Raw genomic sequence first — 23,137 nt, forward strand, 5'->3', positions numbered from 1 at the left:
GCGCTCCCTTTTCGGCCTACTCGCCGTCCGCGACGAGGTCCTCGTACCGCGCGCCGGTCTGTTTCAGCGTCTCCGTCGAGTAGAGCCGCTCGTGAGTGAACGGGAGGTACTCCGCCGCCAGCTCGTCGATCTTCGCGTCGACGGCCTCGGCCTCGCGGCCGTGGATCATGGTGAACAGGTTGTACTCCCAGTCTTGGTCCCTCCGGCGCGGCCGGTGGTAACACAGCGTGACGTACGGGAGGCTCCCGACCGCCTCGCCGCGCTCGTCGAGCTCGTCGTCGGGCACGTCCCAGACGACCATACAGTTGTTCGTGAACCCGGTGACGACGTGGTTGACGACGCAGCCGATCCGCTTGATACAGCCGTCCGCGAGCAGGCGCTCGACCGCCGCGAGGGTGTCGTCGAGGGGGGCGTCGATCTCGCTCGCCACGTCGGCGTAGGGGGTCGAAGTCAGGGGAAAGCCGTCTTGGATCGCCAAGAGGAGGTCGCCTTCGAGGGGCGTGAGATCGCCGCGGGCGTTCTCGGAGATACGGGTGGCGGAGACCGCTGTCTCTTCGAGCGATTCTCGCGCGAACCGATCCCCGTTCACCACCGGGAACTCTAGGTCGATGTAGTAGTCCGTGAGCATCGGAAGCGCCAGCACCTCACAGCCGGTTCGCTCCTCGATCTCTTCGAGGATCGCGTCGCGCGTCTCCCGAGAGCCCGCGGTGACGACGAACCACTGGTTCCACTCGTGGTCGCGCCGGTAGTTGTGGTTCACCTGCCGGTAGCCGTTGATCACCTCGGCGACCTCGTCGAACCGCTCGTCGGGCGCACGCACCGCCGCGAGCGTCGAGGAGCCGATCACCGGTGGATTGAGAACCGCCCCGAATCGCCGGAACACGCCGCGCTCTCGGAGGTCGCGGACGCGGTCGAGAATCTCGTCACCCTCGATGTCGACGCCCGTCTCGGCCGCGATCTCGCGGGCGACCCGCTCGAAGGGGCGTGGCTCGACGGGGAAGCCGCTCTGGTACTCGTCGATGAGGGCCGCGTCGACCGCGTCGAGATCGGCCCGCCAGTCGGCGTCCAGACTCATTACCCGGATAAGGGGTCGCGCGTACCTACGGGTTTCGGAGACAGTTCAGTGGGATCGGGGGATCCGGACCGTTCGGTCGTCAGCGGGGATGGCGAACCGGTCGTCGTCGACGGCGGCGTCAGTCGTCAGCGGGGGTCTCGCCGGGCGTCGGCGCGAACGCCCGGGCGCTCTCCTCGAGCTGCGCCGTCGAGCAGCCGCCGACGGTCGCGGCCTGTTCGAGCGTCAGTGTGCGGGCGCGATACAGCGTGAGTGCGGTGGCGACGGATTTGGATGTCATCGGGAACAACTGTTCACTAGGTGGACGAACATATAACTCTAACGCCTTTTGTGGGAGAGTACAGAGTATATTGTTGGTATAGCTGACTGTATTTAGTAAAAACTGATTTAGAACTAGACAGACGTATTTTCATAATATGTGATCGAGTACCATGGGATCGGTGTAAATCGGCCCGCTCGCGGCGTTCGTCGCTTGCGCGCACCTCGAGCCGGGCGGCGACTCGGCCCCGTCTCTCCGGGCGCATCGGACCGGTCCCTTCCCAGCGGTCGGGAGTCGAGCGGGGGACTTTTCGTTCGAGGTCACGAACGAGGCGTATGGCTCAGGCGACTCAGGAGTTCGGCGACTGGCCCCTCAAGCGGCTGATGACCGAGGTCTGCGGCTCCGGCCACAAGTCGGCCGACGACCTCACGCGCGCGCAGGCGACCGAGGCGTTCGAGCGAGTTCTCGCGGACGAGCCCGACCCGACGACGCTCGGGGCGTTCTGGCTCGCGAACCGCTGGAAGCGGAACACGCCCGAGGAGTTGGGCGCGTACGTCGACGTGATGTGCGACCGCGTCGAGTACGCCGAGCCCGACGCCGACCCCGTCGACTGCGGCGCCAACTACGACGGGAAGGGGCGGACCGCGATCCTCGGCGTCGCGGCGGGCGTCGTCGCGGCCGCCGCGGGCACCCCCGTCGTGGTCCACTCCGGCGACCGCGTGCCGACTCAGAAGCAGGACGCGTACAAGCACGTCCTCGACGAACTCGGCGTTCACACCGAGCTGACGCCCTCCGACTCGGCCGACATGGTCGACGAGACCGGCTTCGGCTTCTACTACCAGCCCGCCTTCAACCCCGCCATCGACGACCTGTTCGACCGGCGCGACATGATGGGGGTCCGGACGTTCGTCAACACGATCGAGACGCTCGCGAACCCCGCCGGGGCGTCGGTCCACCTCGGCTCCTTCTACCACCTCGCGTTCGCGAAGAAGGTGGTCGACACGTTCGTCGAAAGCGAGTTCCACGACCTCGACCGCGTCCTGATGTTCCAGGGGATGGAGGGGTACGACGACGTGCGGCCCGGCTACACCACGGTCGCCGAGTGGGACGCGGCTGGGGGAGAGGAAGGAGGAGACGCCGGCAGCGAGGGCGCCTCCTTCGACGACTTCGAGATCGAGACCGCGGAGTACGGGATGGACCTCGAAGAGGCGGACCTCGCGGTCGACGACGTCGCGGCCGAGTCCGCCGAGATCACCGAGGACGTGCTGACCGGCGAGCGCAACGGCCCCTTCGCCGACGCGGTCGCGGTCAACGCCGCGCTCCGCATCTACGCCCGCGAGGACGCCGACTCGATCGAGGAGGGCCTCGACGCGGCCCGCGAGGTCATCGACGACGGCTCCGCGCACGAGGTCCTCGAAGCGCTCCGCGAGTTCTGACCTCTCGTCTCTCGCCGTTTTTCCGTCCCCGTCGATCCCGATCGATCGTTTTCTGTGACTACTACCTCCCTTTCACCGCCCAGATCGACCGATCTGGGTCGAATTTGGGAGAGAATTCGGAAAGCCGTCTTGAGTGTGTAGCACCAAGTGAAGGTGTACCGAACATGATCCACGATACCGCTCCCCACTATGCCCACGTGTGAACACTGCGAGGCGCACGTCTCCGAACGATTCGCCCGGGTGTTCTCGGACCCTCGCGGTCGGATACACGCGTGTCCGAACTGCTCGGCGAACGCCGGGATCGCGGAGGTCGCGAAGGAACGCGCGCAGAACGCCTGAATCCCGCTGACGGGTCCCTTTTCGGCCCTTTCCGGCGAATCACCTTTGGCCACCCCCAGCCTAGCGCTCGGGCGCGGGCGGCATCGAACGCTTGTGGGCGCTGCGCTCGGAGAGTTCGACCACGCGGTCGACGGCCGCCTCGGGCACGTCGAGCTCGCGGACCGTCGCCGCCCGCGAGAGCCCGCCGTCGACGTGGACCGCGAGGATCGCGTCGACGGTGTCGTAGTCGAGTCCCATCTCGTCGGCGTCGGTCTGGCCCTCCCACATGCCGGCGGTCGGCTCCTGCATCACCAGATCGCGGGGGACGCCGACGTGCGCGGCCAGCTGGCGCACCTGCTGTTTGTACAGGTTCCCGATCGGGTTGCAGTCGACCGCCTGATCGCCGTACTTCGTGAAGTAGCCCGTCATCGCCTCCGCGCGGTTCCCGGTCCCCAGCACGACCCGGTTCTCGGCGTTGGCGACGAAGTAGTTCAGCACCGCGCGGGTCCGGACGTAGACGTTGCCCGCGGCGGTGCGGTCGTCGGCGGCCTCGGGGAAGGCGTCGAAGACGGACTCCGCGATCGGCTGTATCTCGACCACGTCGTACTCGATCCCGAGGTCGTGGGCGACGCGCTCGGCGTCGCTCATCACGTCGGGGTCGTTCACCTTCGCGGGCATCGTGATCCCGTGCAGTCCGTCCTCGCCGAGCGCCTCGACGGCGAGGTGAGCGGTCAGCGTCGAGTCGATCCCGCCGGAGAGCCCGAGCACGGCGCCCTCAGCGCCCGCGTCGTCGACGAGATCCGCGATGAAGGAGACGATGCGCTCGCGGGCCTTCTCCAGCTCCGCGTCCGAGAGGCGGAGGTCGAGCGGGGGGTCGTCCGACAGCAACACCGACTGGTCCGAGGTCCGGCTCATGGGCGGAGTCTGGGACCGAGACGACTAATACCTCCCCGTCGTCGCGCGGAACTGGACGTGCGTCGGGTTCTACGGGAGCCCCTCGCTTCGGCCTACAGGAGTCCCTCTTCTCTCGCCAACAGCAACCCCTCCAGCGTCGCGTCGTTCGTCGGCGGCTCCCGAGCGACCGCCAGCGCCTCGTCGATCGGGACCGTCCGCGGGACGAGGAACTCGTTGCTGTCGTGGTCGACGTCGACCGGCTCTAACCCCTCCGCGAACACGTAGCCTCGGGTGTGGCGCAACACGCCCGTCGAACACCACACCTCCTGCAGCAGCGAGGTCGAGGACGGCGCGAACCCGGTCTCCTCGGCGAGTTCGCGCGCGGCGGCGGCGGTGTACGACTCGCCGGACTCGACGATCCCCGCGGGGAGCTCTAACTGAGTGTTCCGCACGGTCGGGCGGTACTGCTCCACGAACAGCACGCGGTCGTCGGCGACCGCGATCACGACCGTCGCGGGCGACAGCTCCGCCCAGTAGTACTTCTTCTCCGTCCCGTCGGGCTGCTCGACGCGGTCGTACCCGCCGACGAACCACCCCTCGTCGTACTCGACGACGACCTCCCGGACCGGCCACTCCGGCTCGCCGGGCAGCGAGTGGTTCCGTCCGTCGTCGAACGCGGGCAGGTCGCCGAGGTCGCCGCAGTCGCCGCAGTCGTCGAGGTCGTCGCTCACGGCTGGATCACCTCCACGTGGTAGACCCGCCCGTCGCGGCGGACGCGGACTCCGTCGTCGGTCGCGGCCTCCGGCACCTGTCGGGTGAGCGCGTCCACCTCGTCGAACGGGGTGTGGGTGAACCACTCCTTCACCCCGTACGAGTCCGCGAGGTACGGGTCGGACCGCCCGTCGTCGCTCGCGAGCGCGCCCGTGAGGAACGGGTACCGCCGGTCGGTGACGTTGTTCACGTCGGCCGCGGTCTCGTTCGTCTCGATCGGCTCGGCGGTGAGGTAGTAGGGGTCGCCGCTCCCGAGGTAGCTCGGGAGCGCCCCCAACGCGAGCAGGGCGACGGCGACCAAGGCGATGGCGACGAGGAGGTTCCGGGTGACCCGGCGCATGGTCGGGGTTGGCGCTGGCGGGGAATACCGGTTTCGACACCGGTGGGTCCATCTCGGCAGTTCTCCCTTACACCGCCGACGCGTTTTACTCGCTCGCCGCCCTCCGTCGCCCATGGAGTTCCGGTTCGAGCTGGCGCTGTGTGCCGCGCTCGAAGCCCCGGACCGCGTCGTCTCCCGCCAGCTCGGGGCCGGGATCGAGAACCCCGGCGGGCGGATCGTCGACGTCTGCGTGCTTACGCCCGGCCCGGGGTTCGACCGCCGCGCGGCGATCGCCCCCGACCGGATCCCGGACCCCGCGATCGAGGCGACGGTGGGGCCGGGGGAGGCGGTCTCCCTCGGGGAGGCGTTCGACCTCCCGCCGGATCGCGCCGAGGCGGTCGCCGAGCGCGCGGCCGCGATCGGCTACCTCGAGCGCGAGCGCCGCGACGGGCGCCCGGTGGTGCGCGCGACCGCCCGCTACCCCGACGACTGGGTCGACTCGCTGACCGCGATCGAGAACAAGCCGGACCTCGGCACGCCCGGCGATCTGGCGGCGCAACTGCGGTACGACGTCGCGCTCGGGCTGTTCGACGAGGTCGTGCTCGCGACCGCCTCCTACGTCACCCGCGCGCACCTCAACCGGATCCCTGAGTCGGTCGGGGTCTGGCGGTTCGACCCCGACACCGGCGAGCGCGATGTCGTCCGGGAGCCGACGCCCCTCGATCCCGACGCGCCCGGCGTCGAGATCCGCGAGGAGCGCGGGCTCCGGACTGACGTGGCGCTCGTCGGCCCCGCGGCGAAGGCGCGGAAGCGCCGCCGGATCGCCGAGCGCGCCTACGGGAAGGGGTGGCGCCCGGACCTCCCGGCCTGCGCGCACGCGACGACGACGGCCGACGGTCGCCCGTACTGCGACCGGTTCGACCGGGTGGTCGATCCCGGACGCGACTGCGGCGTCACCTGCGACTCGCACGACCCCGCGGATCCGCCCGAAACTGACCGGGACCGCCTCCGCGACGAGCGGACCGCGTGGGTGGCCGACCCCGCGGGCGGCGGCCCGCGTCGGCAATCGGGACTCTCGCGATTTCTGTGAGCGCCGGCGCGGGTCCTCTGAGCCCCGTCGCCGCTCCGCGTGGCAACGCTTTATACGCCGACGGCGGAACGTATTGGTATGGACGACATCGACGACGTGTTCGTGGCACGCCTGATGACGAGCGAGCTTCACACCGTAACGCCCGACACCCTGGTCGAGGACGCGGCGGCCGTCCTCCTCGACAACGACATCAGCTCGGCGCTGGTCGTCGACGACGACGGTGCCTTGGTCGGTATTCTCACGACGACCGACTTCGTCGACATCGTCGCGAAGAGCCTGCCGAAGGCCGAGACCACCGTCGAGCGGTATATGACCCGAGACCCGATCACGGCCGGCGCACAGGACTCCGTCTCGGCGGTGGCCGCGACGATGGTCGAACACGGGTTCCACCACGTCCCCGTCGTCGACGGCGACGAGCCGATCGGGATCATCACCACCTCCGACTTCGCCGCCTACGTCTCCTCGCCGGAGACGGTGTCGCCGTAGCCCGGTCCGCCGTTTCGGAGCCGTAGTCGTCCCGCGTCCCCGACCCCGACAAGTGCCGCCCCTTTCTGTGGGGTATTACCCGCGAATCGCGTATCGCGGTCCATGTCGGAGCACCTGCATCTCAACCTCTTCACCATGGCCTCGGTCGAACACGTCTCGCCCGGGTCGTGGACGTATCCCGGCGACCGGTCGCCGGAGTACACCGACCGCGAGTACTGGACCGAGGTCGCGCGCACCGCCGAGCGCGGCGGCTTCGACGCGGTCTTCTTCGCCGACGTGCGCGGGATCTACGACGTGTACGGCGACGACCGCGAGACGGCCGTCGAGAAGGCGGTCCAGACCCCCGCGAGCGACCCGCAGCTGATCGTTCCCGCGATGGCCGAGGTCACCGACGACCTCGGCTTCGCCGTGACGCGCTCGACGACCTACACTCACCCCTATCAGCTCGCGCGGGAGTTCTCCACGCTCGACCACCTCACCGACGGGCGGGTCGCGCTCAACGTCGTCACCTCGTACCTCCAGTCGGCCGCCGAGAACCTCGGACTCGACGAGCGGATGGACAAGGAGACGCGCTACGACCGCGCGGACGAGTTCCTCGACGTCTGTTACCAGCTCTGGGAGGAGTCGTGGGACAAGGACGCGGTTGAGGTCGACCGCGAGGCGGGCCGGTACACCGACCCGGAGAAGGTCTCGGCGATCGACCACGAGGGCGAGCACTTCTCGGTGCCCGGTCCCCACGGCTGCGAGCCCTCGCCGCAGCGCACGCCCGTGATCTATCAGGCGGGCTCGTCGGACCGCGGGCGGGAGTTCGCGGCCGCGAACGCGGAGGCGGTGTTCGCCAGCCAGCCCACCGAGGAGGGCGTCCGCGAGTACATGACGGACGTGAAGTCGCGCGCGGCTGACCACGGGCGCGACCCCGAGAGCCTCCGATTCTTCATCGGCGTCGTGCCGATCGTCGGGGAGACGGAGGCGGCCGCCGAGGCGAAACACGAGGTGTACAAAGAGCACGTCGACGTCGAGGCGACGCTCGCGCTGCTCTCCGGGTTCCTCGACATGGACCTGTCGGAGCTCGACCCCGACCAGAAGGTCGAGCACATCGAGACCGACGCGATTCAGGGAACCATGAACGCGTTCACGAAGGCCCAGCCGGACCGCGAGTGGACGGTTCGCGAGGTCGCCGAGTTCTGCGGGCTCGGCACTACCTCACCGAAGATTGTCGGCACCCCCGAACAGATCGCCGACGAGCTAGCGTACTGGCACGAGGACGTCGGCGTCCACGGCTTCAACGTCAAGGAGGTCGTCCGACCCGACTCGCTGACCGACTTCGTCGACCTCGTCGTCCCCGAACTGCGCGAGCGCGGGCTCGTCCCGGATCCGAACGACGCGGGCGGGGTGCCGCGCGGCGACGGCACTCTCCGCGAGCGGCTCCTCGGGACGGACCAGTCCCGGCTCCGCGACGACCACCCGGCGAGGCGGTGACCACTCGGCTCCGCGATGACCACCCGACGAAGCGGTGACTGCGTGTGTTTCCGCCCGATGTTGTGAACCGCCCGGCGATCGCTAATACGTCAGCTCTGCCGCCCCCGGCACGTTTAAGTGGATTCCACCGATCGATTCAGGTGACGCTTCGCTTGGAGGGCCGAAGCGTCAGCGGGGACCTATTGAACGACACGCGCGTGCCACCTTTTCCCGGCACGCGCGTGCCGTTCGTTCCTTTCACCGCCTGAGAGCGACCGATCTCTCTCGACGCGCGCTCGTCTCGCCGACACGCCCAAGAGCCTCGGCGTTGACCGTCCCGTATGCCGCTTTTACAGTTCTCGACGACGCTGTCGCTCTCACCGGCCGAGCGCGAGGCGTTCGCGGCGTTCGTCACCAACCGGTACGTCGAGGAGATGGAGACGACCGCCGGGCACGTCGCGGTGACGGTCTCGGAGCTCGATCCCTCGGCGATGGCCTTGGGTCGCGCCGTCGACGGGCCCCTGCTGTTCCTCGACGCCGAGATCCGCGAGGGACGCCCGTTCGAGTACAAGCGCGCGTTCGCGCTCGCCGTGATGGAGCACGCGGTCGCGGAGTTCGGCGTTCCGGAGCCGAACGCGAAGGTCGTGTTCACCGAACACGCGGGCGAGGACATGATGGGGATCGACCGCGTGGGCGGCGACTGGGCGGGGAAGTGACCGGGTCGGAATCGCAGGTCCCGGCAGCGATCGACGCGATCGCTGCCGCCGCTCTCCCCTAGAGCCGTTCGCCCTGATACGACCCCTCGTAGGTCCCCTCGTGGTCGGCGGTCGCGAGCACGAGCTGGGCGATCCGCGCGCCGGGCTCGATCGCGATCGCGTGGCCCACGTCGAGACGCCCCTCGCCGACGCCCTCGTAGCCCGCGTCCCAGACCGCGGTGTCGAGGGTACAGGAGTTCCGCAGCAGCGTCGACCGCGGGAGCACGAACCCGATCCGCTCGTCGGGGATCCGCACCGGCTCGCCGTACCGGACCACGTACGTGCCCGCCTCCAACCGGTATACCCCGTCCTCCGGCTCCAGCTCCTCGCGCTCGCCCACCCGCTTGCCGTCGCGGCGGATCTCGCCCGGCTCCGTCTGCTCGAAGACGGCATCGACCGTGAGGTCGACTCCGTTCGGCTGTCGCTGATCGTCGTCGAGGTCGGCGTCGCCGGCTTCGAGTGCCGCCGCGACCGACGCTCCCGAATCGAACATACCCCACCGGATTCGCGGGCGAGACTAAACGGTGTCGCCCGCGATCGCGGCGTCGATCTCTCGATCGTGGTATTCACTAAGACGCCCGATTTCGGCGAGTATTGGCCTTTATCGGCCTTATACACTCGTTACGCCTATTCCTCACACGGGGAATGGTATCACGCTAACTATCCATCAATACTCGCCGGATCTTCCGATCTAACACGGTCGATCTTGCAGAAAACTCGCGGGTTTTATATCCACGGGCGGGCCATCTTCGCGTGATATGGGACAGACGATTACGGAGAAAATTCTCGATGACCATCTCGTCGAGGGCGAGCTGACGCCCGGCGAGGAGATCGGTATCGAGATCGATCAGGTGCTGACGCAGGACACGACGGGGACGATGGTGTGGCTCCAGTTCGAGGCGCTCGATCTGGACGAGGTCCAGACAGAACTGGCCGCGCAGTACTGCGACCACCAGACGTACCAGTTCGACTTCAAGAACACCGACGACCACCGCTTCCTCCGCTCCGCGGCCGGCACGTACGGCGCGTACTTCTCCCGGCCCGGCAACGGGATCTGCCACCAGGTCCACAAGGAGAACTTCGCGGCGCCCGGCAAGACGCTGCTCGGCTCCGACTCGCACACGCCGACCCCCGGCGGACTCGGCGAGCTCGCGATCGGCGCCGGCGGCCTCGACATCGCCGTCGCGATGGGCGGCGGCCCCTACTACGTCGAGATGCCGGAAGTCGTCAACGTCCACCTCGACGGCGAGCTTCCCGAGTGGGCGACCGCTAAGGACGTGGCGCTCCACCTGCTCGGCGAGCTGACCGTCAAGGGCGGCGTGGGCAAGATCTTCGAGTACACCGGCCCCGGCGCCGAGAAGCTCTCGATCCCCGAGCGGACCACGATCACGAACCTCGGCACCGAGCTCGGCGCCACCTCCTCGATCTTCGCGACCGACGAGAAGACGAAGGACTGGCTCGCGCGCCAGGACCGCGAGGAGGAGTACGTCGACCTCCAGCCCGACGACGACGCGGAGTACGCGGAGACCATCGAAGTCGACCTCGGCGAGCTCGAGCCGCTCGTGGCCGCGCCGTCGATGCCCGACAACGTCGCCCCCGTCAGCGAGTTCGAGGGCACCGACGTCGAGCAGGTCATCGTCGGCTCCTGTACCAACGGCGCCTACGAGGACATCCTCCCCAGCGCGAAGATGCTGGAGGGCCGCGAGGTCTCCAAGGGCACCGAGATGATCGTCGCGCCCGGCTCGAAGCAGGCTTCCGAGATGCTGGCCCGCGAGGGCTGGACCGCGGAGATGATGGCGGCCGGTGTCAACTTCTCCGAGGCGACCTGCGGCGCGTGTATCGGTATCGGTCACGTGCCCGCCTCCGACTCCGTCTCGCTGCGCACCTTCAACCGCAACTTCGAGGGTCGCTCCGGCATCGAGGACGACTCCGTCTTCCTCTGCTCGCCCGAGGTCGCCACCGCGGCGGCCATCACCGGCGAGATCGTCGACCCCCGTGACCTCGCCGACGACCTCGGCGACCTCGAGGCCCCCGGCCTCGAGATGGGGACGAAGTACGGTCCCGGCATGGGCGAGTCCGACTCCGACATCATCTCGCCCGACGAGGCGATCGACGACGGCCTCGTCAAGGGCCCGAACATCGGCGACGTGCCGCTCAAAGACGGGATCGACGTGGACGGCGGCGAGGCCCTCCTCAAGATGGAGGACAACATCACCACCGACCACATCATTCCGGCGACGGCGGACATCCTGAAGTTCCGCTCGAACATCGAGAAGCTCTCCGAGTTCACGCTCTCGCGCGTCGACGAAACGTTCTCGCAGCGCGCCCTCGACGCCGACGGCGGCGTCCTCGTGGCCGGCGAGAACTACGGCCAGGGCTCCTCGCGTGAGCACGCCGCCCTCTGTCCGATGTACCTCGGTATCGAGGCGGTCTTCGCGCAGAGCTTCGCCCGCATCCACAAGGCAAACCTGTTCAACTTCGGTATCGTCCCGCTGGCGATCGACGCGGAGACGTACGAGCAGATCGACCAGGGCGACGACCTCGAAATCGTCGACGACGTGCCCGCGGGCGTCTCCTCCGGTCAGGAGGAGTTCACCGTGAGCGTCAACGACGGCGAGTGGGAGTTCACCTCCGACCTCGACGCCTCCGAGCGCGAGCGTGACATCCTCTCGGCCGGCGGCAAGCTCTCGTGGGTCAAACAGCAGCACGCCGACGACGGCTCCGGCGCGGCGCCGGCCGACGACTGAGCGCGCTGTCACGCGATCGACGCGAGACGCAGCGGTCCGTTTTCCCGCATTTTTCGACGTGTCCGTCCTTTTAGCGGTGGCTGTGTGGATCGGTGGAGTGCCGTCGATGTCGATGTGAACGATAGCGGGAGTGAGTGTTGCAGATCGTCGGTGGCAGGAGCGTACTTAAAAAGGCATAGCGACTGCGACGATCGCTTATAAACCAACGAGGCGGTGGCGCGCCCCGGTGAGCGGCCCTATGGGCCGCTCACCGACGGTGCGAGGGAGTCGGCGCGGCGCTTATAAGCGCCGCGCCGACGAGGCTGGGGAGGCGTGAGGCTGTGCGGTCGGGTGGGACTCAAAGGGGCAGCCGGTGAGGCGGGCGCAGGCGACGCAAGCACCGCAAGGAGCGAGTGGAACGAGCGATTGAGGAGCGCAGCGAGCGTGGGCCCGCCTCGGCGGCTGGGGCTTTGGAAGTCTTCACCGCAGTGTCGCTAACCACTTATAAACAGCCGACAGCAACACCACTCGATCACTTATAAACAACCACTCAACCAACTCGCTATACCCACTCCCGTAATCGCTCGCCGCCCCCGCTCGATCCACGCACCTCAACGCCGGACAGCGCCACCGCTCCGTGGGTCGGGTCGAAACGGAAAACCGCGAAACGCGTCCCGTCGGTCCGAAGTCGGAACCGGCGTTAGCGGGCCGCGGCGGCGACGCGCTCGCGCTCCTCCTTCTGCGAGATGGAGTAGGAGCGCTCGGGGTCGTAGTCCGCTGCCGTGATGAGCTCGTTGGCGAGCGCCTCGGCGGCGGAGGTCGTCGACTTGTACGTCGCGCTGGCGACACCGTCGGAGATGAACAGCAGCGCCTGATCGACGCGGCGCTGGGGCGCGACGTCGACCGCCTTCGGGACGGAGATCCCGCCGTACTTCAGGCGGACGGTCTCCTCGCGGGGCGCGGCGTTCTCGACGGCCGTCACGAGGATCTGGACCGGGTTCTCCTCGGTCCGCTCGTGGATGATGTCGAAGGCGTCGCGGACGATCCGCGTCGCCTGCTGCTTCTTGCCCGTGTTCTCGTCGGTCTGCATCAGGCGGTTGATCATCCGCTCGACCAGCGAGATCTCGGACTTCTTGAACTGCTTGGACGCGTGGCGACCCATGGTGTGCGCGATGGGCGTCACGGTCATGTAGCGCTTCGTCGAGGGGTCCTCGTAGGCGATCTCGGTGACGTCCCAGACGCCGAATAGCTTGGCGTTCTCGTTGGCGGCCTCGCTGGACGCGGGAGCGTCAGGCTCCGGCTCGTCGGCGGCGACGTCCGCGTCGGACTCCGCCTCGGTCTCCTCACCGCTCATCTGACGGGCTTCTCCGCGTTTCCGCGAACCAGTTCGATCATGGAGACGCCGTTGACCTTCTCGACCTTGTAGTTGACACCGGAGAGGTCGCCCATCGCGCGACCCTTCGCCCCACCAATCCCGGCGATCGTGACCTCGTCGTGCTCGTCGATGAACGAGATAGCGCCGTCACCGGGACAGAACGCGGTGACCTGCTTCCCGTTCTTGATGAGCTGAACGCGGACGCACTTTCGGATCGCCGAGTTCGGCTGCTTTGCCTCGATCCCGACCTTCTCCAGGACGATCCCGCGAGCCTGCGGGGCGCCCTCGAGGGGGTCGGACTTCTTCTTGAGCCCGCGCTCTCGCCGAGCGTACTCGGAGTCGGACCAGCGGCGCTTCTGCCGGTCCTGTTTGAGCTTACGGGCCGCGTATTTGCCGTTCGCCATCGTACGTCTACTTCCGAACGGAGCTACTTAAGCGTCGTCTTTCGACGTGGAGAAACGCCCTCAGATCGCTCGAACGGTACCTCTCGTCCGTTCTGAGAGTGTTTTGCGGAGCAAGCGGACCGAAAACGACGCCCGCTCGCCACCGCTGAGACGGTAAGCCCGCGAGAGCGCCCGTCGTTTCGTCTGGAAATGCACCGGGGACGCGTCCGGGGGTCAGGGTCGGTCAGGCGCTCGTGTCCTCGCGCGCCTCCTCTGCCCACTCCGGTTCCGAGACCGTCGCGCCGAGGTCCCGGTAGTCGATGTCGACGTCGACGGTCGCCTCCTGCCCGGCGTGTTCGCCCGCCCACGACTGTTCGAGCCGCGGCACCACACCGGACTCGTACACGTGGACGGTCGCCGACGCCGTCTCGACCGTCTCTGGAACGTCCCGGTCGCCCTCGAAGGCGTCAGCGGCGAACCGCGCCGTCGGCTCGCCGCGCACCTCTCCCCCGCCGTCGCTCGTCGGGTTCCACAGGTTCAACCCCTCGTACTCCGTCTCGCCGCTCGCGGTCTCGCCCTCGACGCGAATCCCCGTCACGACCTCGGAGCGCATCGTCCGTTCGAGGTCCTCGGCCGATCGATCGACCGGCTGGCGGCCGTACTGCGTTTCGTCGCCGATCTGCTGGCGGATCAGCGCCTCGCCGTCAGCGACGTACAGCTCCGACACGTCGGTCTCCTCGGTCTCCGTCAGCTCCTGTCGCACGTACTGGCGCCCGGTTTCGAGGTCGTACGCGGCCTCGTACTCTTGGGAGGGAAGCCACCGGCTCGGCTCCGAGTCGCCGTCGTGAGTCGTCTCCGCCGTTGAGAACAGCGTGGCACCCCCGGCGTCGACGATCGCTCCGACGTGACGCTCCGAGAGGGTCGCCACGTCCAGACCGTCCTCGTCCCGCCAGTCGGCGTCGGGAAACGGGCGGTCCGAACCGCTGCCGTCCGAACAGCCGGCGAGACCGACGGCGACTCCGGTTCCGACCCCAGCGAGGAAGCGTCTCCGGTTCATGCCGCGACAAACGAGCGCATCGACAAAAGGCGTGGGGTTCCGTTCTCAGGTCAGTTGGATGTCGTCGATGTCGTAATGGCGCTTCGCCAGCGTCCGCGCCGTCTCGATGTTGGCGCCCTCCGCGCCGATGGCGACGCCGCGGTCCGGCTCCGGGACCTCGACGTACGCCACGCGGTCGTTCTGCTCCGAGATCGTCACAGCGTTGACCGCCGCGGGCGAGAGCGCGCTCGCGACGAACGCCTCCGCCGTGTCCGCGTCCTCGACCAAGTCGACGGACTTGTCGAGCCGGCGCTCCGCCTCCTCGACGGTCTCGCCGGCCTGTCCGATCGCGGCGGCCATCTCGCCGGCCGGCACCACGAACACGAGCCGGTCGCCCTCCACGAGGCAGTCCTTCGGCGCGACCCCGGTCAGCTCGTCGAAGCGACCGATGTAGCGCCGCGCCTCGTCGGAGAGCTCGACGTACATCAGTCGTCGCCCACGACGCGCGACCCCATCCGGAGGTCGACGTCGCCGGTGCCGAGCGAGATCGGCTTGCCGGCGATGACGTTCTCGATGACGCCGTCGAGCTCGTCGTACTCGCCGTGGACCGCGGCGTCGAGCAGGTGGTTGACCGTCACCTCGAACGCCGCGCGCGCGAGCACGGAGTCCTTCGAGCCCGAGATGCCGTGGCGACCGATCGACTCGATCTCGCCGTTGTTCGTCATGATGTCGGCCACGAGCATGAGGTGCCGGACGTTCACGTCGTCGAGCCCCTGCTCTTCGAGCGTGTTCTTCGTCTCGTCGATGATCGTCTCGCGGGCCGCCTCGACTCCGAGGTTGCGGTAGATCTCGTGGATGTTGTTACACGTCGTGCGCGAGGCGTCGACGCCCTCGATGTCGAGGGTGTCGCCGAATGCCGACCCCTCGGTGTAGAGGACGAACTCCTCCTCGCCGCTGATCTCCTCTTTCCGGATGACGACGCGTTCGATCTCCTCGATCCCCTTGAACACGATCTCGCGGAGCCGCTCGACAAGCTGGAGCAGCTCGCGGTAGCTCGGCTCGTTCGGTCCGAACTCCACGACGGTCCCCGACTGGCGGGTGTCGACGCCGAGCGAGTCCTCGATCGTCTCAGCGATGATCGCGGCGACCTCGGACGGGTCCGAGTGGGTCGGCCACCGCTCGAGGAGGGTGTCGTCGTTCAGGTCGATCCGGACCAGCATGTCCGCGACGTTCGTCGACACGTCGCCGAGCGCGAGGATGCGCGTCGCCTCGATGGACCAGACGACCTCGTGGGCCTTCTCGCGGTCCGTGGCGTACTCGCCCTCGAGGTGGACGGTCATCATCGGCGTGTCCGGGGTCTTCCGGGCGTCTACCAGCTCGATGAGCCGGGGCAGCCCCTGCGTGACGTCGATCTCTGCGACGCCGGCGTAGTGGAACGTGTTCATCGTCATCTGCGTCCCGGGCTCGCCGATCGACTGCGCGGAGACGGTGCCGACCGGATCCAACGGGTCGACCCGCGTCTCGATGTACCGGTTCTCGACGCCGGTCGCGATGTCGGTGGCCTGTTCGACGGTGACCTCGCCGGTCTCCTCGGCCTTCCGATCGATCGCCTCGTACACCTCGTCTTTGAGGCGACCGGGAAGCTCCGTGGCCTCCACGACCGCCTCGATGTCGTCGGTGACGCCGTCGTACTCAGTCATCCGACTCCACCCCCGAGGCCTTGTTCAGGCCCGGTCCGGAGTGCTCCGAGAGGTTCGTCGGCGGCGTGCGCTCGCCGAGGAACCGCTCCTTCTCGTCGTCGGAGTCGAACTCCGAGTCGACGACGCGGTCGACGATGTCGTCGACGTCGATGCCGTCGCCCTCGCCGGACGAGACCTTCACCGGCGAGGTTCCGTCCTCGCCGAACTCGAACTGGACGATTCGGCCCGAGGTGTCTCGGACCGAGCCGTCGTACTGCGCCTCCAGCTCGGAGAGCGCGTTGATGAGCCGGCGCTGGAGGTAGCCGGACTTGGAGGTCCGGACCGCCGTGTCGACCAGCCCCTCGCGGCCGCCCATCGCGTGGAAGAAGAACTCCTCGGGCGTGAGCCCGCCGCGGTAGGAGTTCTCCACGAAGCCGTGCGCCTCCGCGGACAGGTCGTTCTCCTTGTAGTGAGAGAGTGTCCGGTCCTCGTAACCGCGGTTGATCCGCTCGCCGCGGACCGCCTGCTGGCCGACGGAGCCGGCCATCTGCGTGAGGTTCAGCATCGATCCACGCGCGCCGGAGCGGGCCATCACGACCGCCGGGTTGTCGTCGCCGAAGTGCTGGTCGGCGATCTCACCGGCCGAGTCGCGGGCCTTCCCGAGCGTCTGCATGATCTTCATCTCTAGCGTCTCGTCGACGCCGCGGCCCGGCAGCGACTCCAGCTCGCCGGCCTCGTACGTCGAGATCAGCTCTTGGACGCGGTCGTAGGCGCTCTGGATCGCGTCGTCGACCTGCTCTTCGGCCTCCGGCGGGATCGACTCGTCGTCGATCCCGATCGAGAATCCGAAGTGCATGATCGCGCGCATCGCCAGCGACGCGATCTCGTTGATGAACACGCGCGAGCGCGTCTCGCCGTACTCCTTGGTGAGGGTGTCGACAACCTCGCCGCCGAACGCGCCGACGGCGTCCTCGTCGATCGTCCCCTCGACCAGCTGGCCGTTCTCGATGAGCACGCTGTCGCCCGTCGAGGAGGTGAAGTCCAGCGAGAGGTCGTCGGGGAGCAGCTCCGAGAACAGCGTCCGACCGGTCCAGTACTCGCGTCCCTCGTCGTCGACGCCGTCCGCCTCCGGCAGCTCGTCGACGCGGGTCGCGCGCAGCAGGTCCAGCGCCTGCGTCTCGGTGAACTCGGGGTTCGAGTGCGTGAGCAGGTACGTCCCCGAGATGTGGTCCTGGATGGCCCCGATGATGTTCCCGCCGAAGCGGGGACTCAGGATCTGTTCCTGGACGCGCATGAGGACGCGCGCCTCGGCGCGGGCCTCCTCGTTCTGCAGCGCGTGCATATTCATCTCGTCGCCGTCGAAGTCGGCGTTGTACGGCGGACAGACGACGGTGTTGAGCCGGAACGTCTTGTACGGCATCACCACGACCTCGTGGGCCATGATGGACATCCGGTGCAGCGAGGGCTGCCGGTTGAAGATCACAATGTCGCCGTCGACGAGGTGGCGGTTGACCTCCCAGTCGGCCTCGACCTTCTCGGCGAGCTCCTCGCAGTTCTTTTCGGTCACCTTCAGCCGGCGACCGTCAGGTCGGCGGACGTAGTTGGCGCCGGGGTGCGCCTCCGGGCCGTTCCGGACGTACTGGCGCGCTTCCTCGACGTTGCGCTCGGTGACGTTGAGCGTCTGGGTCATCTCCATGGCGACCCGGTCCGGGACGCCGACCTCGTTCAGCGACAGCGTCGGGTCCGGCGAGATGACGGTCCGGGCGGAGAAGTTGACGCGCTTCCCGGAGAGCGAGCCGCGGAAGCGGCCCTCCTTGCCCTTCAGCCGCTGGCTGAGGGTCTTGAGGGGACGGCCGGAGCGGTGTCGCGCCGGTGGCGTCCCGCTGATCTCGTTGTCGACGAACGTGGTGACGTGGTACTGTAACAGCTCCCAGAGGTCCTCGATGATCAGCTGCGGGGCGCCCGCCTCGCGGTTCTCCATGAACCGCTGGTTGATCCGGATGATGTCGACCAGCTTGTGCGTGAGGTCGTCCTCGGAGCGCTGGCCGTTGTCGAGCGTGATCGAGGGGCGTGTGGTCACCGGCGGAACCGGCAGGACCGTCAGGATCATCCACTCCGGTCGGGAGTGCTCGGAGTCGATCCCGAGCACCTCCAGGTCCTCGTCCGGAATGTCCTCGAACCAGTCGCGGATGTCCGAGGGCATCAACTTGTTCATGTCTTCCTCGGTGAGGTCGACCGAGAGCGCCTTCTCGATGGCGCGGCGGTCCTCCTTGCGCGGGCGGAACTCGCCGGCCATGATCTCGTTGACCCGATCCAGGGCGATGTCGGTCTTCTCGGCGAGTTCCTGCGGCGAAGTGCCCGGGTCGTCCTCCTCCTCGTCGGGCTGCATCGCGGCCGCGATGCGCTCGGAGTAGTCGCCCGAGAGCACGTCTTGGACCTCGTAGTAGGTGGTCGGCTTCTCGTGTTTGATGTCCGCCTGCGGCTCGCCACAGAACGGGCACGTCGACGCCTTCCGGGCCTGCCGAACGGCCGCCTTCAGGACGTCGTGTTCGTCGTCGCCGAGCTCTTGGGCCCGCTCGTAGCGGTCGCGGAACTCGTCGCGCTGCGCCTCGTCTAAGGCGAGTTTCCCGCACTCGCGGCACGTCGAGCGGAGCAGCCGTCGGATGAGCTTCGTGAAGCCCACGTGGATGACGGGGGCCGCGAGTTCGATGTGACCGAAGTGGCCGTTACAGGAGCCGGAGTGAGACCCGCAGGTCCGACACTCCAGGCCGGGGTCGATGACGCCCAGCCGCGGGTCCATCAGCCCCATGTCGATCGGGTAGCCGTCGTCGTCGTACGTGTCGGCCGTGATCACCTTCGTCGCCGACATGTCCCGGTACGTCTCCGGGTCCATGAGGCCGAAGTCGATGCCGCCGAGCACTTTCGGTGTTTGCATTGACATTTAAATTGCGTCCTCCAGTTCGAGCTTCGGTCGGATGCCGAGCGCGATCATCTCGTCGAGCAGCAGCTTGAACGCGTAGCTGACCTCCAGCTCGTGGATGTCGTCCTCGTCGCCCGTGACCGGGTCGTACACGCGGCGCTGCTCGCGGTCCTCGACGGCGACGAGCCCGGTCTCCGCGGAGACGTGCACCGTCTCGGCGTCCGAGGACTCCAAGAGCCGTTCGTTGAGCACCATCGACGCGCCGTGGCCGATGATCGTGTCGCGCTCCATCTCCCCGACGCGCAGGCCGCCCTCGCGGGCGCGCCCCTCGGTCGGCTGGCGCGTGAGCACCTGGACCGGCCCGCGCGAGCGGGCGTGGAGCTTGTTCGACACCATGTGGTACAGCTTGTGGTAGAAGATCGTCCCGACGAAGATCTCCGCCTCGATCTTCTCGCCGGTGACGCCGGAGTACATGACCTCCTTGCCGGAGGACTTGAACCCGTGTTCCTCCAGTCCGCCGCGGAGCTCCTCCTCGTCTTCGCCCTGGAACGGCGTGCCGTCGACCCGCGAGCCGCGCAGCGAGCCGACCTTCCCGCCGAGCATCTCCAGCACGTGGCCGACCGTCATCCGCGACGGCAGCGCGTGCGGATTCATCACAAGGTCGGGGACGACCCCCTCCTCGGTGAACGGCATGTCCTCCTGTGGCGCGAGGTGGCCCACGACGCCCTTCTGGCCGTGTCGGGACGCGAACTTGTCGCCCAGCTCGGGGACGCGCTGGTCGCGCACCTTCACCTTCGAGAGCTTGGAGCCGTCCTCGCCCTCCATCAGGGTCACCGTGTCGACCACGCCCGACTCGCCCGAGCGCATCGTCACGCTCGTCTCCCGGCGCTTCTGCGGGGAGAGTCCGCCCATGTCGTCGGGCTCCTCGAGGAAGCGCGGCGGACTGGTCTTGCCGAGCAGCACCGAGGACTCGTCGACCTTCGTCTCGGGGTTGACGAGGCCGTCCTCGTCGAGGTGCGTGTACGCGTCCTCACCGCGGGCGCCGCGCACGTCCTGTTCGGGGATCTCGAAGCGGTCCTCTTGACCGCCAGGGTACCGACGCTCCTCGCCCTCGTAGGTCCGGAAGAAGTGCGAGCGGGTGAGCGCGCGGTCGACGGAGCCCTGGTTCATCACCAGCGCGTCCTCGATGTTGAAGCCCTCGTAGGACATCACGGCGACGACGAAGTTCTGCGCCGCCGGCCGCTTGTCGAAGCTGATCTGGTCGGACGTCTGCGTCTTCACCATCGCCAGCTGCGGGTAGTGCAGCAGGTGCTGACGCGTGTCCGGTCGGATGCGGTAGTTGGCGGAGGGGAGTCCGAGCGACTGCTTCATCATCCCCGCGCCCATCGTGATCCGGGGGCTCGCGTTGTGCTCGGGATACGGGATCATCCCCGCGCCGATACCGAACACGAGCTGCGGGTCGATCTCGAGGTGCGTGTGGTCCTCGGTCACGTCCTCCTCGTCGACGGCGACGAGGATGTCTTCCTCCTCTTCGGCGTCGATGAACTCGACGTAGCCGCGCTCGATGAGGTCATCGAACTCGACCTCGCCGCGTTCGAGGGCCTCGACCTCCTCGTCGCCCAGCAGGGGCTCGCCGTTCTCGACGACGATCAGCGGGCGGCGGGCGCGCCCCGCGTCCGCGTTGACGATCACTTCTTGGGTCCGGTCCTTGACCGAGACGTTCACCATATCCGAGACGTCGCCGCGTCGGCGGGCCTCGCGGATCTGTTCGGCGAGGGCCTCGGGGTCCGGATGGGTCCCGACGAGGCTCCCGTTGACGTACACCTTCGCTTCGCGTTCTGCCTGAGCCATATTAGTCGTCCGCCGTCTGTCGTTCGACGCCCTCGATGCCGGGGATCCCCTCGACACCCATCGACGCCAGTTCTCGTTTCAGCCCCTGTTCGTCCTCGACGGTCTGTGAGAGCTCCATCGACTGCGCGAAGTTCTTCACGAGTCCGCAGTTCGGCCCCTCCGGCGTCTCGGAGGGGCAGATGCGACCCCACTGGGTCGCGTGGAGGTCTCGCGCCTTGAAGTGCGGCTGCGAGCGCGACAGCGGCGAGCGCAGGCGCCGGAGGTGCGAGAGCACGCCCATGTAGTCCGTCCGGTCGACGAGCTGGGAGACGCCGGAGCGGCCGCCCACCCAGTTCCCCGTCGCGATCGGGTGTTCGAGCCGCTCGGTCAGCACGTCGGAGCGGACGACCGTGTTGACGGTGAGATCGCGGTTCCGCATGTTCGCGCGCTCAAGCTGGTACTTCACGTCGCGCGCCAGCTTGTTCAGCGCGGTCCGGAACAGGTCGCGCATCAGGTCGCCGGAGACCTTCAGGCGCTTGTTCGCGTAGTGGTCCTTGTCGTCGGCCTCGCGGCGGTCCAGGGCGAGCTCGAAGCACGCCTCGGCCATCCGACAGAGGTAGTACGCCTTGTTGATCCGCACGTCCTCCTCCTCGACGCCCTCCTCGTGGAGGTGCGGGAGGAGGTAGCGGTCGATGACGTAGTTCGCCCGCTTGAGCTGGTAGTTCTTCCCCTGGCCGGAGGCGACGCGCTCGCCGAGGGTCTCGATGGCCCCCTCGGTCGTCTGAACGTCGGCCTCCTCCAAGTTCTCCAGCATGAACTTCACGATCTCGGGGTCGTCCGAGACGCGGTGGACGATCTCCTCGTCGGATTCGAGTCCGAGGGCGCGGACCAGCGTCACGAAGTCGATCGAGCCCGAGACGGAGGGGAACGACACTTCGAGCAGCCCCTCGCGGTTGCGCTCACAGAGGACCAGCGCGCGGTAGCCGCGGCGCTGGGAGAACGTCTTCGCGACCTGGATCTCGTCCCCGTACTTCGAGTCGTACTCCGCGAGGATCTTGTTCGGCGCCAGGTCCTCCGAGGTCATCAGCACGCGCTCGGAGCCGTTGACGATGAAGTAGCCGCCGGGGTCGACGGGGTCCTCGCCGATGTCGATGAGCTCCTCGTCGGAGAAGCCCGCCATGTTACACTTGTTCGATCCGACCATGATCGGCATCCGGCCGACCTTGGTCTCCGTCGTGTCGACGACCTGTTCGGGCTCGTCCTCGCCGCCGCGAACGATGGACATCTCCATGAACACGGGCGCCGAGTAGGTGATGTTCCGGAGCCGGGCCTCCTGCGGGTACAGCAGTTCCTCGGAGCCGTCGGCCTCTCGGACGCGCGGGGTGACCATTCGCACGTCGCCGAGCTCGACGTAGACGGGCTCCTGGCCCTCCTTGTCGCCGATATCGGTCTCGATCGTCTCCTTCTCGTCGACGACCTCCTGCATGCCGCGGTCCAGGAAGTTATTGAACGATCGGAAGTGATGTTCGGCGAGCCGTTCGTCCGAGAAATACTCACGTGACACCACGCGTCGGTCTTGCCTGTTCATGAGACGACTAATCGGTACACGACCGCCGTCTCGGTCGTGCGGGAGTTTCGAACGATCTTCACCACGTCGCCGACCTCGGCCTCGTCGGGGAGCGCGGGATCAGTGCGTTTGATCTTCGGTAGGTTCGTCCGTTTCACGTCGTACTCCGCCAGAACCTCGTCGACCTCTTCGGGTTCGAGGAGGACGTGGTCCGGGACGAGTTCGTGTTGGCTTACGTCTACCATGGGTGGTGGTTATTGAGAGAAGCTATCACGAGATACTACAGATCGCTATATGTGCCAGCCTCATAAGGCTTGTTAAGCGGCTTCGCCACGCACGGCTCACGACGACGGGGCGTGCGATACTCTCACTCATGTGGGTATCACACAAAAGGGTACCGCCGCGATCGGCGGCGGGGACGACCGCGCGGCCGATCGCGCGCGTCCAAAATTCCGGTGTCGAGTCGCCTTCGTCGGGATCAGGGTTTCTCCCCGACGACGCCAGCTCTCCCTGTTACCGGTCACCACCGTCGCCGGGGATGACAAGCCTTATTTGCCAGACAGGGGTACGAATGACTGCGACAAGCCCGGATGGTGTAGTGGCCCATCATACGACCCTGTCACGGTCGTGACGCGGGTTCAAATCCCGCTCCGGGCGTCCCCACGCTTCGGGGTCTGTCGCTGTTTGCCCGGATGGTGTAGTGGCCCATCATACGACCCTGTCACGGTCGTGACGCGGGTTCAAATCCCGCTCCGGGCGTTCT

General features: G+C 67.5%; 22 protein-coding genes and 2 tRNA genes. 9 read left to right on the forward strand and 15 right to left on the reverse strand.

Annotated features, from left to right (window positions below; genetic code table 11):
• Positions 1-16: 16 nt before the first annotated feature.
• Together ahbB and ACP96_RS19255 are read right to left on the reverse strand one after the other, a co-directional pair.
• A complete protein-coding gene (gene ahbB / locus ACP96_RS11950; protein WP_050033467.1) occupies positions 17-1,075 on the reverse strand; it encodes a siroheme decarboxylase subunit beta in 1,059 nt (352 codons plus the stop codon).
• 118 nt (positions 1,076-1,193) lie between these two features.
• A complete protein-coding gene (locus tag ACP96_RS19255) occupies positions 1,194-1,352 on the reverse strand; it encodes a DUF7317 family protein (protein ID WP_012659337.1) in 159 nt (52 codons plus the stop codon).
• A gap of 314 nt (positions 1,353-1,666) precedes the next feature.
• On the opposite strand from ACP96_RS19255, the gene ACP96_RS11955 reads away from it, so the two are divergent.
• Complete coding sequence (locus ACP96_RS11955; protein ID WP_050033468.1) at positions 1,667-2,767, forward strand: anthranilate phosphoribosyltransferase; 1,101 nt, start codon at positions 1,667-1,669, stop codon at positions 2,765-2,767.
• Between the two features lie 189 nt (positions 2,768-2,956).
• Positions 2,957-3,106: a DUF7563 family protein gene (locus ACP96_RS19260; RefSeq protein WP_200895717.1), complete on the forward strand. Its 150-nt coding sequence runs from the start codon at positions 2,957-2,959 to the stop codon at positions 3,104-3,106.
• A 60-nt stretch (positions 3,107-3,166) separates the two neighbouring features.
• Here ACP96_RS19260 and ACP96_RS11960 read toward each other — a convergent pair whose 3' ends face one another.
• From ACP96_RS11960 to ACP96_RS11970, 3 genes are all read right to left on the reverse strand, one after another.
• On the reverse strand, positions 3,167-4,000 hold the full coding sequence (locus ACP96_RS11960) for an NAD+ synthase (protein ID WP_050026179.1): 834 nt from the start codon (positions 3,998-4,000) through the stop codon (positions 3,167-3,169).
• Between the two features lie 92 nt (positions 4,001-4,092).
• Positions 4,093-4,710 (reverse strand): NUDIX hydrolase, encoded by a 618-nt coding sequence (locus tag ACP96_RS11965; RefSeq protein ID WP_050033469.1) that lies wholly within the window; start codon positions 4,708-4,710, stop codon positions 4,093-4,095.
• A complete protein-coding gene (locus ACP96_RS11970) occupies positions 4,707-5,090 on the reverse strand; it encodes a hypothetical protein (RefSeq protein ID WP_050033470.1) in 384 nt (127 codons plus the stop codon). The genes ACP96_RS11965 and ACP96_RS11970 overlap by 4 nt, the downstream gene beginning before the upstream one ends.
• A 112-nt stretch (positions 5,091-5,202) precedes the next feature.
• On the opposite strand from ACP96_RS11970, the gene ACP96_RS11975 reads away from it, so the two are divergent.
• The 4 genes from ACP96_RS11975 to ACP96_RS11990 all read left to right on the forward strand — a co-directional run bounded on the left by ACP96_RS11975 (position 5,203) and on the right by ACP96_RS11990 (position 8,819).
• Complete coding sequence (locus ACP96_RS11975; protein ID WP_050033471.1) at positions 5,203-6,159, forward strand: DUF5787 family protein; 957 nt, start codon at positions 5,203-5,205, stop codon at positions 6,157-6,159.
• A 78-nt stretch (positions 6,160-6,237) separates the two neighbouring features.
• Positions 6,238-6,645, forward strand: a complete 408-nt coding sequence (locus ACP96_RS11980; protein ID WP_050033472.1) for a CBS domain-containing protein — start codon at positions 6,238-6,240, stop codon at positions 6,643-6,645.
• A 102-nt stretch (positions 6,646-6,747) separates the two neighbouring features.
• The gene (locus tag ACP96_RS11985; RefSeq protein ID WP_050033473.1) at positions 6,748-8,124 is read left to right on the forward strand and encodes an LLM class flavin-dependent oxidoreductase; all 1,377 of its coding nucleotides are present in this window, start codon (positions 6,748-6,750) and stop codon (positions 8,122-8,124) included.
• Between the two features lie 320 nt (positions 8,125-8,444).
• Entirely contained in the window at positions 8,445-8,819 is a 375-nt protein-coding gene (locus tag ACP96_RS11990) for a tautomerase (RefSeq protein ID WP_050025395.1), read from the forward strand.
• 58 nt (positions 8,820-8,877) lie between these two features.
• On the opposite strand, the gene ACP96_RS11995 is transcribed toward ACP96_RS11990, so the two are convergent.
• Complete coding sequence (locus ACP96_RS11995; protein WP_050033474.1) at positions 8,878-9,351, reverse strand: deoxyuridine 5'-triphosphate nucleotidohydrolase; 474 nt, start codon at positions 9,349-9,351, stop codon at positions 8,878-8,880.
• A gap of 265 nt (positions 9,352-9,616) precedes the next feature.
• Between ACP96_RS11995 and ACP96_RS12000 the strand changes: the two genes are divergently transcribed.
• Entirely contained in the window at positions 9,617-11,605 is a 1,989-nt protein-coding gene (locus ACP96_RS12000) for an aconitate hydratase (RefSeq protein ID WP_050033475.1), read from the forward strand.
• 679 nt (positions 11,606-12,284) lie between these two features.
• Here the strand turns inward: ACP96_RS12000 and ACP96_RS12005 are convergent.
• The 9 genes from ACP96_RS12005 to ACP96_RS12045 all read right to left on the reverse strand — a co-directional run bounded on the left by ACP96_RS12005 (position 12,285) and on the right by ACP96_RS12045 (position 22,619).
• Positions 12,285-12,938, reverse strand: a complete 654-nt coding sequence (locus tag ACP96_RS12005) for a 30S ribosomal protein S7 (RefSeq protein ID WP_050033476.1) — start codon at positions 12,936-12,938, stop codon at positions 12,285-12,287.
• Complete coding sequence (locus ACP96_RS12010; RefSeq protein WP_004048726.1) at positions 12,935-13,363, reverse strand: 30S ribosomal protein S12; 429 nt, start codon at positions 13,361-13,363, stop codon at positions 12,935-12,937. The genes ACP96_RS12005 and ACP96_RS12010 overlap by 4 nt, the downstream gene beginning before the upstream one ends.
• 223 nt (positions 13,364-13,586) lie before the next feature.
• Positions 13,587-14,399: a DUF7537 family lipoprotein gene (locus ACP96_RS12015; RefSeq protein WP_050025400.1), complete on the reverse strand. Its 813-nt coding sequence runs from the start codon at positions 14,397-14,399 to the stop codon at positions 13,587-13,589.
• Between the two features lie 45 nt (positions 14,400-14,444).
• The gene (locus ACP96_RS12020) at positions 14,445-14,864 is read right to left on the reverse strand and encodes a NusA-like transcription termination signal-binding factor (RefSeq protein ID WP_050025402.1); all 420 of its coding nucleotides are present in this window, start codon (positions 14,862-14,864) and stop codon (positions 14,445-14,447) included.
• The gene (gene rpoA2 / locus ACP96_RS12025; protein WP_050033477.1) at positions 14,864-16,078 is read right to left on the reverse strand and encodes a DNA-directed RNA polymerase subunit A''; all 1,215 of its coding nucleotides are present in this window, start codon (positions 16,076-16,078) and stop codon (positions 14,864-14,866) included. Before rpoA2 ends, ACP96_RS12020 begins: the two co-directional genes overlap by 1 nt.
• Positions 16,071-18,992, reverse strand: coding sequence for a DNA-directed RNA polymerase subunit A' (locus ACP96_RS12030; RefSeq protein WP_050033478.1), 2,922 nt, complete (start codon positions 18,990-18,992; stop codon positions 16,071-16,073). Before ACP96_RS12030 ends, rpoA2 begins: the two co-directional genes overlap by 8 nt.
• A 6-nt stretch (positions 18,993-18,998) precedes the next feature.
• The gene (rpoB, locus tag ACP96_RS12035; RefSeq protein WP_050025404.1) at positions 18,999-20,828 is read right to left on the reverse strand and encodes a DNA-directed RNA polymerase subunit B; all 1,830 of its coding nucleotides are present in this window, start codon (positions 20,826-20,828) and stop codon (positions 18,999-19,001) included.
• Position 20,829: 1 nt separating this feature from the next.
• Positions 20,830-22,395 carry a DNA-directed RNA polymerase subunit B'' gene (locus tag ACP96_RS12040; RefSeq protein WP_050033479.1) on the reverse strand — a complete coding sequence of 522 codons (1,566 nt, stop codon included), beginning with the start codon at positions 22,393-22,395 and terminating at the stop codon, positions 20,830-20,832.
• Entirely contained in the window at positions 22,392-22,619 is a 228-nt protein-coding gene (locus ACP96_RS12045; RefSeq protein ID WP_050025408.1) for a DNA-directed RNA polymerase subunit H, read from the reverse strand. The genes ACP96_RS12040 and ACP96_RS12045 overlap by 4 nt, the downstream gene beginning before the upstream one ends.
• A 339-nt stretch (positions 22,620-22,958) precedes the next feature.
• On the opposite strand from ACP96_RS12045, the gene ACP96_RS12050 reads away from it, so the two are divergent.
• Both ACP96_RS12050 and ACP96_RS12055 read left to right on the forward strand, forming a co-directional pair.
• Positions 22,959-23,031 (forward strand) — tRNA-Asp (locus tag ACP96_RS12050).
• Positions 23,032-23,060: 29 nt separating this feature from the next.
• Positions 23,061-23,133 (forward strand) — tRNA-Asp (locus ACP96_RS12055).
• Positions 23,134-23,137: the final 4 nt, after the last annotated feature.

The organism is Halorubrum halophilum (assembly GCF_000739595.1).
Taxonomy (GTDB): domain Archaea; phylum Halobacteriota; class Halobacteria; order Halobacteriales; family Haloferacaceae; genus Halorubrum; species Halorubrum halophilum.